The sequence below is a fragment of the Rhodoferax sp. RT4P68 genome (assembly GCF_056521305.1).
On sequence record NZ_JBWMBB010000010.1, the window covers coordinates 102,782 to 116,496 of the forward strand.

Consider the following 13,715-nt stretch of genomic DNA (forward strand, 5'->3'; position numbering starts at 1 on the left):
CCGCGGTGCCGCGCTCCGTTTGCGCGACCCGCATTCCACAGGAGATGACCATGCAGATCCAAGTGCACATCGACGAAGCCGGCGCGCTGCGCAACCAGCGCTACGCCTTCTCCAACCGCTTCACGCTCGTCACCGAGCTGCTGCAGAACGCGCGCCGTGCCGGCGCGCAGCACATCGAGGTCGACTACGACCTGGACGCCCAGCGCCTGACCGTCCAGGACGACGGCTGCGGCCTGCAGGACTTCCAGGCCCTGCTGACCTTCCACCATTCGGGCTGGGACAGCCAGACCGTGGTCGAGGAACGCCCGTTCGGCCTGGGCTTCACAAAGTGCCTGTATGCGGCCACGCGCTGCATCGTGCACTCGGGTCAGCACTGCGTCGACATCGACACCGCCGCCGCGTTGGACCGCACGCCGTGCGAGGTCGTCGCCACAGAGGCCGTCGTCCAGGGCACGCGCATCGAGTTGCACGGCGTGGACCTGCCGGAACTGTCCGTGCGCATGGACCGGCTGTGCCAGGGCTTCCCGGTCGATGTGGTCTTCAACGGCGAACGCATGGTGCGCCGCTATGCCGAGGACTGCCTGGTGTTCGAAGCCACGCCCATCGGCGCCGTGCACCTGACGGGCCACCACGACGGCCGCGCCATGCGCGGCATGCTGGTATTCCTGCAGGCTTCTGCGTGCACGCGCCTTCGTACTACGAAAGTGACCGCGTCAATGTCGTGCACCTGGACCCGCGCCAGTTCGTGGCCCGGCTGCCGGACCGCGACATGTTGATCGACGCCGACCAGCAGCTCCCGCGCATCGAGGCGCAGCTGCGCCAGTGCTGGCGCCACCACCTGAACAAGGCGCGCGACGGACTGCCGGACCGCAGCTTCGTCGACACATTCCACAACGCCATGCGCAGCTGGAACCTGCTGGAGCTGCTCAACGACCTGGACGAATTGCCGACCGCGCTGTGCGAGCGCATCGGTGGCTACCCGGTCCAGGGCCATGCGTTCGCCCGGGCCTTCATGGACCCGGTGGCTACGGCGCCCAGCCGTGCGGAGATCGAGCAAGGCCAGGTGCGCCTGGTCGCGCTGGAGGATCCGCATGCCGGCAACGCCGCCCACTGGATGCTGGCCCGCGCGCGCCACTGGCTGGTCGTCAGACCGCACGGTCTGCATGCCTGCCATTGGGCGCAGCGCCACATCCGCATGCTGGACGACACCCCGGCCCAGGTCGAGGCGCTGGACGTGCAGACGCAGGCGCAGCTCGAAGGCCGGGTGGTGCGCACGCGTGTCGCGCTGTGTCGCGCCGTGCGCATCCGGGTAGGCCAGGAGGAAGCCGAGGTCGACGACGCCGGTGTCTGCCATGCCGAGCAGCTGCTGCTGCCCGCCGGCGAGTGCAGTGGCGAGCCGGTGCGCCAGCTGTCGGACTTCCTCGACGACTGCGACCGGTACCAGGACGGCGCCATGCAGGCCGACCGCGAGGCCCTGGCGGCGTTGATCCAGCACCTGCGCTCCACCGATGCGCAGGCCACGCTGTCGGCGCTGCTGGCCACCATGAAGCTGGACCGCTACCCGCTGCTGCACGGCTGCTCGTTCGAGATCAGCGTCGGCAACGGTGCGGCGTCAGGTTGCTCGGTCGAGCTGGTCGGCTCGCCGCTGGTCGCCATCCCGCTGGGGAACCTCGGATTGGAAGAGCGGCAACTGGGAGCGCTGCATGGTCAACCCTGAGTACGCGCAGCGCGTGGACGCCGCCCGGCGGGCCGCGCACGGCCGCTGGACCGAGATCCTGCGCGCTCAAGGCCTGGACGGGCGGATGCTGCTGCGCAAGCCCATGGCCTGCCCGCTGTGCCGCGCGGGCGTGGACCGGTTCCAGTACACCGACAAGTTCGGCGAAGGCAACTACCACTGCCGCAAGTGCGGCCCCGGCGGTGGCTTCAAGCTGCTGCAGGCCTGCAAAGGCCTGGACTTCCATGCGGCCCTCACCGCCGTGGAGTCACTGCTGGGCCGCCTGCCGGTGGCGCCGGTGGCCACGACCGGTCAGCCGACTGCGCCCACCCCAGAGCGCATGCGCGCACTGGCGCAGCGCATTTGGGACGAGGCACGCCCGGTCTCGCCCGGCGATGCGGTCGACCGCTACCTGCAGAGTCGTGGCCTGGGCCTGGCGGCGTACCCGTCTGCCCTGCGCTGCCACCCCGCCCTGGGCTACTTCCGCAAGGACGGAGGCCCGCGTGCGCGCAAGTTGGCCGACTACCCGGCCATGCTGGCCAGCGTGCAGAGCCCGCAGGGCCTGGTGACCTTGCACCGCACCTACCTGACGGACGGCCACAAGCTGGACGCACAGGATGCGAAGAAGCTGCTGTCGGGCGGCTATGTGGGTGCGGCCGTTCCCCTGGCCGAGGCCACGGACGAACTGGCGGTGTGCGAGGGCCTGGAGACCGGCCTGGCCGTGCTGCTGGCCACCGGCAAGCCGGTGTGGTGCGCGCTCGGCGCGGGCAATCTGGAGAAGCTCTGGGTGCCGGCCACCGTGCGCCGGGTCTGCATCTACGCCGACAACGACGCCGATGGCGACTTCACCGGCCAGGCCAGTGCCTACGCACTGGCGCGGCGGCTGCGGCGCGAGGTCGGCACGGCGCGTGAGGTCCAGGTCTACCTGCCCAAGGCCGCCGGATCGGACTGGGCCGATGTCTGGCGCCAGCGCCAGCAAACGGCCCAGCTGCGCGTGGCATGAGCACGCGGCCACCCCGGCGCGGCGACGCGCCATTCCCTGGCGGGCGACGGCACAGGCCGCGCCCGGCCTTTTCAGCGCAGATTGGCATCAGGACAGCCTGCGCCGACAAGGTCACTCACCCGTTTCCCCACTGGTCGCTGCCAGACCAGGCCGCTCGCGCGGCGAAGGCAGCCCTGGAGTCGATGGTGCGCGCAATCGCACCGAGGTGGTACCGGCTTGCCGGTGCCTTGTTCCACCCCCTGGGGACACCCGTCCCGCTGGGGCGCCGTGTCCTCTTCGCTCACCCTTGAAGGAGATGGTCATGAGATCTGGACGTACCCTGCTGAGCCTGGCGCAGGAACTGCAGCGCCAGCTGGACAGCAAGAAGGATTTGGTCGTGCCGTCCGCACTCGTGCGGCACGCGACCAGCGACACCGGCGACACCCGCCTGGTGGTCGCCGAAGCCAGTGGGGCCGTCGAGTACGGCGTCACGCAGTTGGCGCGGCGTCAGCTCGCCGACAAGCTCGGCATTCCGCATGCCTACTTTGAGCGCATGCGCGCCGAGCAGCCCAGCCTGCTGGACCGCAACGTCAACACCTGGCTGGAACACGAAAGCGCGCGCCGTCTGCTGCGCACACTGGATGGCCGGGTGCGCGCGGTGCTGTCCGACCGCTACCGCCGGCTCGACAACTACGACCTGGCCGAGGCCGTGCTGCCGATCCTGCAGGGTCTGCCGGACGTGGTGTTCGAATCCGTCGAACTGACCGAGACGCGCATGTACCTCAAGTGCATCACGCCACAGCTGCAGTGCGAGATGGCGCCCGGCGACATCGTGCAGGCGGGAGTGGCCATCACCAACTCAGAAGTCGGCCAGGGCCGGCTGTCGGTGCAGCCGCTGTTGTTCCGGCTGGTCTGCCGCAATGGGCTGATCGTGCCGGACCGCACGCTGAGCAGGACGCATGTAGGCCGCGCCCTGGCACGCGACGACGAAACCGTGACGATCTACCAGGACGACACGCTGCAGGCCGACGACAAGGCCTTCTTCCTGAAGGCACGCGACGTGGTGCAGGCGGCCGTGTCCGAACTGAGCTTCCAGCAGGCGGCCAACAAGCTGCGCCAGACCATGGGCATCCGGCTTGTCGGCGACCCGGTGGAGGCGGTCCAGGTGCTGGCCCAGCGCTGCACGCTGAACGACACCGAGCGAGCCGGCGTGCTGCGCCACCTGGTGACAGGAGGCGATCTGTCGGCTTACGGCATGGTGAACGCGGTCACGCACTACAGCCAGGAGATCGAGGACTACGACCGGGCGACCGAGTTCGAAGTGCTGGGTGGCCGGCTGATCGAATGGAGCGCGCCGGAGTGGATGGCGATCGCCACAGCCGCATGAGGGGCGCCGCGCAGGTGCAGGGGAGAAGGCTCTCCCTCGCCTGCGCGGCCGCCGGCTCAGAGCAGGCGCAGGCCGATCACGGCATGCACCTTGCCCAGGATGCGCAAGCGCCCGTCGCGTGTGAACGCGGCACTGAGTTCGCAGTCGCGGTAGGCGGGGTTGTCGCACTTGAGCACGATGCGGTCGCCCAGGCGCTGCTCGATGCGCCGGATCAAACGACGGCCCTCGTACTCCACGGCGTAGATGCCGTTGCCATCCAGGCCCGCGTGGCCCGTGTCGACAAAGACCAGGTCGCCCTCGCCCAGCTGGGGTGCCATCTCGTCGCCCGGCACGCGCAAGGGGGTGCCGGCGCCGCCGCGTGCCGCCAGGGTGCGTGCCATGGCCTCGATGCTGTCGGCCAGCACCCGCGTGTCCTGCGTCGACGGGGTAGGCGCTGCGGCGCTTTGGTCGATGCCGAGCAAGCTGTCCGAGCGGCAGCCCAGGCCCACGCACAGCCGGGTGAACGAGGCCAGGTCGGGCAGCCCGGGCGCCTGGGGGTCGAACCAGCGCCGCACGCTCTGCGCGGTGCGCTGCGTGATGCGCGCGGCGTAGGAGACGGTGCGCGACGCCGGGATGCCCATGGCATGCAGGCGGGACTGCAAGCGTTCGCGCACGCCGGGCACCAGGCTCAGCGTCGGATCGATGGCCTCCGCGAGGCGGCCCATCGCGGCGGTGTGCTGCGCAGGCGCGACGCTTGTGCTGCTCTTGTTGTCTCGTCCTGGGCGGGGCCGCTTCGGAAGTTTTGGGGTCATGGTCGTTGTTGGAGCTATTGGGGATCCCAAAGCGCGAGTTTGAACGGGACCTCGTCGCCCGTCAGTTGCACGCGTGCGACACCGCCCCACCCGGCGTGTGTTCTCGCATGGCAACCGAATCCGCACTACAGATGGGAACAATTTGTGCCTATTGGTTTTGGCCGCGCAACATATGCTGCATGCGGCTTCTTCCACCGGCAAACCACCACCACCATGAAACCGACGTAACCCTCGGCCCGCCCCGGGCCACCCGCGCAAGGAACCCGACCATGTGCCCCCTCGTCAATGTGCAACGCACGAACCTCCATCTGCTGCTCGCCGTCCGCGTGGGCCTGGAGAGTCACCCCATCGACACCTGCCGCGCGTTCGGCCTGCATGCCGAAGCGGCAGCCCGATTGCGGGCCATGTCGCCCGACAAGCTGCTGAGCCGAGTCGAGGCCGTCGGCCCCACCTCGCTGATGCTGCTGCGCAGCGACTTCATGGATCTGCTGGAAGCGCCTGCCCAGCTCGCCGGCACCCTGGCCGCCGCACATCCGGCGACGCCCTCCGTCGACGCTCCCGACACCTCCACGTAACGGAGGCTGCCATGTCCATCGCAAACCGCATCGAGCAGCGGTTGCGGGCCCTGGCGCTGGCGCGCGACTGCGCGTTGCTGGGTGCCCGCGTTCGCACCATCCACTACCTGACCGGGCTGCCGCTGAGGGAGTTAAAGCAGCTTCTGTTCGCGGACAACGTCGAGCCGCCGCGCGGCCGCCCGCCCGACACGCGGGATTGGTACCACGTCGCCAGCCTGCCGCACCGCGTCGATGCGTCCATCCTGGTGGCCACGTTCGAACGCCTGCGCGCGCAAGGGTTTGGTGCGGCCGAAGCCCTGGTTGCGGCCTACCGCTACTACGGGTCGCTGCGTGGCGATGTCGCCCGCATCGGCTTTGACCGAGGCTTCGATCTGGCGGCGAACACAGCCGGCCTGTGGATCACGCGCAGCGCCTGCTTCCGCATCCGCCGGTGCCCGAAGTGCCATGAGTTCCTGGACGGCCTGACGGTCACCAACGCCGCCACCGGCGCAGCGTGCCCAATCTGCAAGCTGGTCGAACGCGCGCCGCGCGACCCGCGCCTGGCGGCGGCACTGCCCCCGCTGCCCGCCCCTGCGGAGCGTGCCATCCCTTACACGACCGCGAACGACGCACCACGGGCTGCTGATCCCGAAATCGCCGCAAATGGGGGGCCGTTTCCAGGTGCGCCGCCGCCGCACTAGGCGAAGAATGGGGCGCCAGGACGCCCGTGGGGGCGTGGAGCTTGTCCGTGGCGCCCATTCCATCGACCCGACCGGCCGCGCCGCGGCGCCGATCCGGTGCGCACGGCCTGTCGGCCGAGCCGGTCGACGTGCTGGCCGAGCACGGCGCCCTGCTGGCGCGGATCAAGCTCTGCTACGGCGCGGACCGCGCGGCCTTCGAGCGCGAACTGCTGCCGCTGGTGCGGCGCTATGCGGACTTCGTGCACCGCCTGCCCGCCACGGCAGACAGCTTCTTAAGCGAGCCGGGCGGCCTGCTGCGGCTGGGCCTGGAAACGGCGTTCTTCGCGCTGCAGGGCACGGACGCGCACATCTTCTCGGGCAAGGCCACGATCTCCGAGCGCGTCGAGCTGGAGCCGCGCTGGCGGCTGGCCACCTTCATCGGCGGCCTGTGCAGCGAGCTGCACCGCGCGCTGGCGGTCACGGTGGTCACGGACAACGGCGCCGAGTGGCCGGCGTGCCTGGGGCCGCTCGCGCCCTGGCTTGCGCAGCAGCAAGCGCAGCGCTACGCGGTGCACTGGCGCGTCGACGTGCGCGCATCCGGCGCTGCGCATGCTTCTCGCGGGGGACATGAGGCACGGGGGTTCGGGCTGTTCGCGCTGCCCCATGTGGTGCCGGCCACCGTGCTGCACGACCTGACCCGGGGCAACGCCGTGATCGTGCCGCACCTGATGGCCAGCATCGGCGGCGTGGCGCTGGTCGAGCACAACGTGCTGGACCGTCTGGTGCGCCGTTCCGCCGCCCTCGTGATCCACCGCGACCTGCTGGCGCATGCGCGGCGCCAGGGTGCACCTGCAGCCGGGGAGCACCTGGCCCGCGTCGTGCTGGAGGCCCTGCGTCGGCTGGCGGCCGGGCACGCGGGGTGGACGCCGAACCAGGACAAAAGCCGCGTCTGGTATGGGCTGGACGGCCTGTTCCTGCTGTGGCCGGCCTGCGGCCACGATGTGCTCGCACTGCTGGAAGGCGATGAACTGGCTGGCATGCCTGGCACCGCGCTGGAGGTCCTGGACGTGCTGGCGCAGGCCGGCGCCATCGCGCTGCGTGCACCCGACCTGCCAGTCTGGGTGATCCGCCCGCCCGGTGCGAAGGGGCCGCTGGAAGCCCTCAAGCTGGCGTTGCCGCTGTTGTTGCTGGCCGGCCTGCCAGCGCTGGCCGAACCGCTGGACACGTGGTTGGTGCTGCGTGTACCTGCCGGACCAAATACCAGGCCGAGCCCGCAAGCGCCTTCAGCCCCGTCGGCGGACATCGGCGACCGTGATGACGATGACCGTGCGCCAGCGCCCGTCGCCGGTGGTCTTGCTGGTCGCGGCAATGGTGGGCAGTTGTCCTTGCTCGATGCGGCGCCGCCTCCGTCGGCGCGCGACAGCAGCGAGGATGGCGGCGCCCACATCGACGGCAACCATCCCCGCGCCACGCGGCCCCCAGCCCTTCCAACGGTGCGCTTCAAGGCCCCGATGCGTTTGCATCCCACCGTGCGGAAGACACTCGACGAACTGACGGCCGCACATGCCGCCGACGCTGACGGGGCGACGCTGCAACGCGTGGACGGCGGCGTGTTCGTCGCGCTCGACCAGTTCCAGCGGCGTGGCATCCAGCCGGCGCTGGCCCTGCGCGCCCTGCGGGACGCCGGCATGCTGGTCGGCAACGGTCGCGGTGAACCCACGCGCGTCATCCACGTCGCCGGCACCGCGGTCCCCGGCGTGGTGCTGTTGACCGACCACTTTGCCGGTCTGGAGTCCGCCCCAACGTCCGGAAGCGACCCGGGCTCCGTCCAGGTCGCTTCTGTCGACGCCCCATCCATCGGGTGACCCCATGCTGACCCGCCGCTATGAAATGCCGTGGCGCCCCGCGTACGAGGCGCATGCGGCGGTGGTCTGGGTCATGACCGGCATCTACTTCGCGGCAGTCGCGTGGTGGGAAACACTGCCGCAGGGGCCGTCCGTGGGACTGGCCGCCGTCTGCCTCGCCATGGCCTGGCGCCGCATTGCGCAGGCTGCACGCGTGCTGCGCTTGCGCGGCGCGCTGGGCGGCCGCCGAGTCCAGGTGATCGGCCCCCAAGCGATGGCCGCTCTGTGCCCTGACCCGGACCAGGTCTTCCTCGGCTTCGGCTTCGCCTGGCAGCCCGTGCACGCCCAGCGCCTCTACGAACTCTCCAAGGTCGACTACCGCCAACTGGCCGTGCCGGCCTGGCTCCAGCGTTTCCTAGGCCAGGGCCAGTCCGCCCAGCCCGATGCCGAGATCGGCCTGCCCTACATCCACGGCGTAGAGCCGCGCGAGCACGCGCTGCACCGGCCGCTGCAGAACTTCGAGGGCGGCACGCTGCTGGTCGGCACCACGCAGTCGGGCAAGGGCGTGGCCCTGGCCTGCCTGATCACCCAGGCGGTGCGCCGCGGCGACGTGGTGGTCGTGATCGACCCGAAGAACAGCCAGCGCCTCAAGCGCGTGGTGGAGCGGGCCTGCGCCGACTACCGCGAGCCCGACTGCTTCCTGGAATTCCATCCGGCCTTCCCTGAGCGCGGCGTGCGGCTGGACTTCACCTTCAACTGGCAGAAGCCGACCGAGATCGCCTCGCGCATCCAGGCCATCATGCCGCCCGACACAGCCGGCGCCTTCAGCGCCTTCGGCTGGGACGCCGTGAACGTCGTGGTGCAGGGTCTGGTCGAGCTCGAGGAGCGGCCGAACCTGATCAAGCTGACCAAGTACATCGAAGGCGGCATCGAGCCCGTGCTGGAGGCCTCGCTGCGGCGCTTCTTCGATGGGCTGCTCGGCCCCGGCTGGCGCGAGCTGCCGGAGATGCGGCGGCTGCTGCACGAGGCGCACCGCGGTCAGATGAAGCGGCCATCGGAGGCCGCGAGCGCCGACCTCATGGCCTTCGTCGCCTACTACGAGCACCAAGTCGCCCAGCACCAGCGCCACAAGGTGATCGACGCGCAGGTGCGCACCTTCCGCCACAACCGCGAGCACTACCAGAAGATCACGGCCAACCTGCTGCCCATTCTGTCCATGCTGACCTCGGGTGACCTGGGCCGCAGCCTGTCGCCCGACCCGTTCGACGCCGACGACGAGCGGCCTATCATGAACTTCGAGAAGATCGAGCGTGGCGCGCATGTGCTGTACATGTGCCTGGACGCCCTGCCTGACCCCTCGGTGGCCTCGGCCATCGGCGCCCTGGCTCTGGCCGACCAGGCCGCGCGCGCGGGCATGCGCTACAACCTGGGCACATACCGGCGCATCTCGCTGTTCGTCGACGAGGTGAGCAACGTGATCAACCAGCCGCTGATCGAGATCCTGAACAAGGGTGCGGAGGGCGGCATCTTCACAACCTGCTCCATGCAGACCCTGGCGGATTTGGCGCGGCGCCTGGGCAGCGAGCACGCCGCTCGCATGGCGCTGGGCAACCTGAACAACCTGATCGCGCTGCGCACCAAAGACCGGCCCACGCAGGACTTCGTGGTCGAGACGTTTGGCAAGACCGCCATCCATACCGTGCGCGTGGGGCTGAGCCATGGCGCCGACGCGCACCTGGGCGATTTCTCGTCGAGCTATTCCACGCAGCTCAGCGAAAGCCAGGAAGAGCTGGTGCCGGCGGATGTGTTGGGCAAGCTGCCGAACCTGCAGTACTTCGCCTCGGTGTCGGGCGGGCGCATCGTGAAGGGGCGGTTCCCGATCCTGGATCCGGGGGCGGACAGGGATGCAGATGCGGACGCGCTGCCAGCTCCTGCGGAGGCAGCACAGTGATCCGCGCCATCGCCATCGTGTCGCTGCTGGCGATGCTGGTCCTGGTGCTGTACGTGCCCTCTGTCCACGCGCCCGGGGATATCCTGCAGACCTTGCGGCAGGAGCACGCGGCCAATGCCCGGCTGCGCGGGCTCGCGTGTGCCGACCGGCAGTTGGAGCGCGCCATGCGTTTGCAGTCGGATGCCGCGCGATCCAGCCCGCTGCCAAATGCGCAACCGACCGCCAGGTCGCCCGGCATCGACGGCGCCATCGCGGCGGAGATGGTCTCCGTGAACCGGCGGCTGTTCGACAACGCCTACGTGCGCTCGGTGGATGCCGTGCTGCTGCTGGCCAGCTACCGGCTGGTCGGGATACTGTCCTGGCTGCCGTGGCTGGCGCCGCTGGCGCTCGCCGCGGCGCTGGATGGGGGCTGGGTGCGCATCATCAAGGCCAGGGAGTTCGGGCACCACGATCCGGAGCTGTTCGCGGTGTGGTGCTGCTTGCTGATCCTGCTCGGGTGTGGAAGCGTCGTGGGGTTGGTGGTGCCGGTGGTGGTGCATCCGCTGGTGTGGGCGGGGGTTTTGGTTTCCGTCGCGGGATTGCTGGGGCCGGCGGTGGGGAGTTTCCATCGACGCGGGTAGGCTGTGCCGATGTCAGGGGCCTCCTTCCTCATTGCGCGTCTACGACTGCTGCAGACCGGTCAAAGTCATTCGCGACCCGCCTGTTGAACGTCCGCTGCAACCGTCACTTGCCATTCGAAGTACCGTGCCGTGGATGGCTGCTTCGCCGAGAAGAGGTCGAAGGATGGAGGGATTGGCCGGGTCGGTGACTCAAGGAATGTGCTGGTCAAGTATTTTCGGACACGACGATGGGTCGTTTGATTGCCGATTGCTGCTCGAAGGCATTGGGTGGCAAGTTGCCCAGTTTGGAGTGCAGGCGCACACGGTTGTAAAAGCCCACGATGTAGGCGGCGATGTCGGTCATGGCCTCGGCGTGGTTGGCGTAGTCTCGCTGCCAGGCTCACTCAGTCTTGAGGCTGAAGAAGAAGCGCTCCATCACCGCATTGTCCTAGCAGTTGCCCTTGCGGCTCATGCTGCCGTCCAGGCCATGGTGGGCCAGCATCGCTTGATGCTGCGAGCTGGCGTACTGACTTACTGACTGCCCCTATCGGAATGAAAAATCAGACCGGGCGCAGATTGGCGCTTCGCGATAGCCAGTTGCAGCGCTGCGCACACCAGCACAGCGTGCATGGTCGGCGCCATGGCCCAGCCCACTCGAATGGGTGGCGCGTGCGCAGTAAAGTAATAGTCCGACCAGTACCGTTCTTGTGCCTGCTGCGGCTGGCCGGCACCATCGCCTGATGGAGTGCGCACCCGCTTGATGGTGTGCACCAACGGAGATGGTGGACACCATGAAGGATCAACCAAGCGAGTCGGCGCGGACCCGTCGGCTGCACGACCGGGCGTTCAAGGACGACCTGGTCGCGCAGAGTCTGGTTCCCGGCGCGTCAGTCGCGGCAATCGCGATGAAGGGCGGCATCAACGCCAATCTTCTGTTCAAGTGGCGTCGCGAGCATGTCAGGGCGAATGGCGCGGTGGCGCCGGCAGGCGCAACGCTGCTGCCGGTCTGCGTCATGCCGGACATCGCCGCGATGCCTTCGTCAATGCCGACCGCTGGGGCCAGCCGAGGCGCACGTCCCAGCGTCATCGAGCTCGAGATCGCCGGCGCCCAACTGCGCCTTCGCGGCACGGTCGACGAGGTCATGCTGAGCAGTGTCTTGCGCGCGCTGCGCCAAAGCCAATGATCGGCCCGCGCGCCGGAACCCGGGTGTGGCTTGCCGCTGGCGTGACGGACATGCGCTGCGGCATCGACTCGCTGGCGGCGAAGGTCCAGATGGCGTTGACCGAGGATCCGTTCAGCGGCCACGTGTTCGCCTTCCGAGGCCGCAGGGGTGACCTGGTGAAGTTGCTGTGGAGCGATGGCGACGGCATGTGCCTGTTGACCAAGCGGCTTGAGCGAGGCCGCTTCGTCTGGCCGCAGGCCGACAGCGGGAGCGTCTCGTTGAGCACTGCGCAGTTGTCGATGCTGCTCGAAGGCATCGACTGGCGGCACCCTGAACGCACGTGGCAACCACGCATGGCGGTGTAGTCGGCGCGGCAATAGGTTGACGGGACAAGTCCCGTTGCGAGTGCTGGTCGTGACCGGCAAAGTCTCGGCCATGACATTCGCAGACCTCGTGGCACACAACACTGCATTGAGCAGTGAAGTGCGGCGCTCGCACGAGGCCTTGAAGATCGCGCAGCTGACCATCGACAAGATGAAGGTCGAGCTGACCTACCTGCGCCGCATGAAGTACGGACGCTCCAGCGAGAAGCTGGAACACGCGCAGCTTGATCTCGTTGGTGGCCAGGTCGCAGCACCTGCGATTGCGCCCACTGCCGACGGTGGCACCGAGGACGGATTGAAGTCCAACGTGTCGTCGCTCGACGCCGAGCGCAAGAAGCGCGAACCCAAGACCAGACCAGGGCTGCGTGATCTGCCGGCACACCTGCCGCGACGCACAGTCGTTCACACGCTGCAAGGCAATTGTGGCTGCGCGGCCTGTGGTGGCGGCTTGCGCGAGATCGGCCAGGACGTCTCGGAGGTGTTGGACTACGAGCCGGGCACCTTCCACGTGGTGCGCCACGTGCGTCCGCGACTGGCCTGCGCCGGCTGCCACACGATCACGCAGGCGCTGGCGCCGAGCCGGGCGATGGACCGCTGCATGGCCGGCGCCGGCCTGCTCACGCATATGGCGGTGACCAAGTTCGCCGATCATGTGCCGCTGTACCGGCTGTGCCAGATCTACGGCCGCGACGGCGTCGACATGAGCCGCTCGACCATCACCGACATGATGGGCAATTGCGCCCTGATGCTGACGCCGCTGGCCGATGCGTTGGGGCGCTACGTACTGAAGGCCGGCAAGGTCCACGGTGACGACACGCCGATCCGTGCGCTGGGTGGCAAGGGCAAGACGGCGCGTACGGCACGGTTGTGGGTGTACGTGCGCGATGACCGCCCCAGCGCCGACAAGGCGCCGCCGGCGGTGTGGTTCCAATACTCGCCCGATCGCCAGGGCGAACACCCGCAGCGGCACCTGAAGAACTTCAGCGGCGTTCTGCAGGCCGATGCGTTCGCCGGGTACGACAAGCTCTACACGGACGGTCGGATCCTTGAAGCTGGATGCTGGAGCCACGCGCGCCGAAAGTTCTGGGACATCCATGTGCGCCAGAAGCGCCAGCCCGGGACGCTTGCACACCAGGCCCTGGTGCGGATCGGCGAGCTCTTCAGGATCGAGGCGCAGGTCAACGGCCGATCGGCGCTGCGACGACGACGCATGCGCCAGGCGCGTTCAGTGCCGGTGCTGACGGAATTGAAGTCCTGGCTGAGCGAGACCTTGGCGCAGGTGTCGGCGAAGTCGCCGATGGCGTTGGCGATCGGCTACTCGCTGAGCCACTGGACGGCGCTGACGAACTACGCCCGCGACGGGCGCATCGACGCCCACAACAATGCGGCCGAGCGTGCCCTGCGCGGCGTAGCCATCGGACGCAAGAACTACTTGCACGTCGGCTCGGACGCGGGCGGCCACACGGCGGCGGTGATGTACACGCTGCTGGGCACGGCCAAGCTGAACGGGATCAACCCGCAGCGCTACCTGCGCCACGTCCTCGAGCGCATCGGCGGGCACCCGAGCAACCGTATCGACGAGTTGCTGCCATGGGCGGTTGCCGCGATGTGGGTGGACGACTCCTGTGCAAAGGACATGCCGCTGGCGGCCTGAACACAGGCCCAGC

Annotated in this window: 13 protein-coding genes and 1 pseudogene; 12 read left to right on the forward strand and 2 right to left on the reverse strand. The window is 68.8% G+C overall.

Translation table 11 applies throughout. The features are described 5' to 3' along the window. Nucleotides 1-50 precede the first annotated feature (50 nt). From AC099J_RS20870 to AC099J_RS20885, 4 genes are all read left to right on the forward strand, one after another. A complete protein-coding gene (locus AC099J_RS20870; protein WP_479617205.1) occupies nt 51-776 on the forward strand; it encodes an ATP-binding protein in 726 nt (241 codons plus the stop codon). Next, on the forward strand, nt 680-1,717 hold the full coding sequence (locus AC099J_RS20875; RefSeq protein WP_479617206.1) for a hypothetical protein: 1,038 nt from the start codon (nt 680-682) through the stop codon (nt 1,715-1,717). The genes AC099J_RS20870 and AC099J_RS20875 overlap by 97 nt, the downstream gene beginning before the upstream one ends. Next, the gene (locus AC099J_RS20880; RefSeq protein ID WP_479617207.1) at nt 1,704-2,717 is read left to right on the forward strand and encodes a DUF7146 domain-containing protein; all 1,014 of its coding nucleotides are present in this window, start codon (nt 1,704-1,706) and stop codon (nt 2,715-2,717) included. Before AC099J_RS20875 ends, AC099J_RS20880 begins: the two co-directional genes overlap by 14 nt. A gap of 301 nt (nt 2,718-3,018) precedes the next feature. Next, nucleotides 3,019-4,083, forward strand: a complete 1,065-nt coding sequence (locus tag AC099J_RS20885) for a DUF932 domain-containing protein (RefSeq protein WP_479617208.1) — start codon at nt 3,019-3,021, stop codon at nt 4,081-4,083. 56 nt (nt 4,084-4,139) lie between these two features. Here AC099J_RS20885 and AC099J_RS20890 read toward each other — a convergent pair whose 3' ends face one another. Beyond that, complete coding sequence (locus tag AC099J_RS20890; RefSeq protein ID WP_479617209.1) at nt 4,140-4,787, reverse strand: S24 family peptidase; 648 nt, start codon at nt 4,785-4,787, stop codon at nt 4,140-4,142. A gap of 356 nt (nt 4,788-5,143) precedes the next feature. On the opposite strand from AC099J_RS20890, the gene AC099J_RS20895 reads away from it, so the two are divergent. From AC099J_RS20895 to AC099J_RS20915, 5 genes are read left to right on the forward strand one after another with little or no spacing between them, the layout of a single operon-like run. After that, nucleotides 5,144-5,449 carry a hypothetical protein gene (locus AC099J_RS20895; RefSeq protein WP_479617210.1) on the forward strand — a complete coding sequence of 102 codons (306 nt, stop codon included), beginning with the start codon at nt 5,144-5,146 and terminating at the stop codon, nt 5,447-5,449. A gap of 11 nt (nt 5,450-5,460) precedes the next feature. Next, complete coding sequence (locus AC099J_RS20900; RefSeq protein ID WP_479617211.1) at nt 5,461-6,129, forward strand: FlhC family transcriptional regulator; 669 nt, start codon at nt 5,461-5,463, stop codon at nt 6,127-6,129. 47 nt (nt 6,130-6,176) lie between these two features. Further along, nucleotides 6,177-7,973, forward strand: a complete 1,797-nt coding sequence (gene mobH, locus AC099J_RS20905) for a MobH family relaxase (protein WP_479617212.1) — start codon at nt 6,177-6,179, stop codon at nt 7,971-7,973. Nucleotides 7,974-7,977: 4 nt separating this feature from the next. Then, nucleotides 7,978-9,903 carry a conjugative transfer system coupling protein TraD gene (gene traD / locus AC099J_RS20910; protein WP_479617213.1) on the forward strand — a complete coding sequence of 642 codons (1,926 nt, stop codon included), beginning with the start codon at nt 7,978-7,980 and terminating at the stop codon, nt 9,901-9,903. Then, nucleotides 9,900-10,523: an IncC plasmid conjugative DNA transfer DtrJ family protein gene (locus tag AC099J_RS20915; protein WP_479617214.1), complete on the forward strand. Its 624-nt coding sequence runs from the start codon at nt 9,900-9,902 to the stop codon at nt 10,521-10,523. Before traD ends, AC099J_RS20915 begins: the two co-directional genes overlap by 4 nt. A gap of 205 nt (nt 10,524-10,728) precedes the next feature. Here the strand turns inward: AC099J_RS20915 and AC099J_RS20920 are convergent. Then, nucleotides 10,729-11,156: pseudogene (locus tag AC099J_RS20920) on the reverse strand (DDE-type integrase/transposase/recombinase); the annotation flags it as partial. A 137-nt stretch (nt 11,157-11,293) separates the two neighbouring features. Between AC099J_RS20920 and tnpA the strand changes: the two are divergent. The 3 genes from tnpA (at nt 11,294) to tnpC (ending at nt 13,702) form a co-directional block, all read left to right on the forward strand. Then, a complete protein-coding gene (tnpA, locus tag AC099J_RS20925; RefSeq protein ID WP_479617215.1) occupies nt 11,294-11,686 on the forward strand; it encodes an IS66-like element accessory protein TnpA in 393 nt (130 codons plus the stop codon). Beyond that, nucleotides 11,683-12,030, forward strand: coding sequence for an IS66 family insertion sequence element accessory protein TnpB (gene tnpB / locus AC099J_RS20930; RefSeq protein WP_479617216.1), 348 nt, complete (start codon nt 11,683-11,685; stop codon nt 12,028-12,030). Before tnpA ends, tnpB begins: the two co-directional genes overlap by 4 nt. A gap of 70 nt (nt 12,031-12,100) precedes the next feature. Next, on the forward strand, nt 12,101-13,702 hold the full coding sequence (gene tnpC, locus AC099J_RS20935; RefSeq protein WP_479617217.1) for an IS66 family transposase: 1,602 nt from the start codon (nt 12,101-12,103) through the stop codon (nt 13,700-13,702). Nucleotides 13,703-13,715 lie beyond the last annotated feature (13 nt).

What these genes read in the sequence shown, in the direction of transcription:
- AC099J_RS20870 (WP_479617205.1), top strand. Translation starts at nt 51, where the DNA reads ATGCAGATCCAAGTGCACATCGACGAAGCCGGCGCGCTGCGCAACCAG.
- AC099J_RS20880 (WP_479617207.1), top strand. Translation starts at nt 1,704, where the DNA reads ATGGTCAACCCTGAGTACGCGCAGCGCGTGGACGCCGCCCGGCGGGCC.
- AC099J_RS20885 (WP_479617208.1), top strand. Translation starts at nt 3,019, where the DNA reads ATGAGATCTGGACGTACCCTGCTGAGCCTGGCGCAGGAACTGCAGCGC.
- AC099J_RS20890 (WP_479617209.1), bottom strand. Translation starts at nt 4,787, where the DNA reads ATGGGCCGCCTCGCGGAGGCCATCGATCCGACGCTGAGCCTGGTGCCC.
- AC099J_RS20895 (WP_479617210.1), top strand. Translation starts at nt 5,144, where the DNA reads ATGTGCCCCCTCGTCAATGTGCAACGCACGAACCTCCATCTGCTGCTC.
- AC099J_RS20900 (WP_479617211.1), top strand. Translation starts at nt 5,461, where the DNA reads ATGTCCATCGCAAACCGCATCGAGCAGCGGTTGCGGGCCCTGGCGCTG.
- traD (WP_479617213.1), top strand. Translation starts at nt 7,978, where the DNA reads ATGCTGACCCGCCGCTATGAAATGCCGTGGCGCCCCGCGTACGAGGCG.
- tnpA (WP_479617215.1), top strand. Translation starts at nt 11,294, where the DNA reads ATGAAGGATCAACCAAGCGAGTCGGCGCGGACCCGTCGGCTGCACGAC.
- tnpB (WP_479617216.1), top strand. Translation starts at nt 11,683, where the DNA reads ATGATCGGCCCGCGCGCCGGAACCCGGGTGTGGCTTGCCGCTGGCGTG.
- tnpC (WP_479617217.1), top strand. Translation starts at nt 12,101, where the DNA reads ATGACATTCGCAGACCTCGTGGCACACAACACTGCATTGAGCAGTGAA.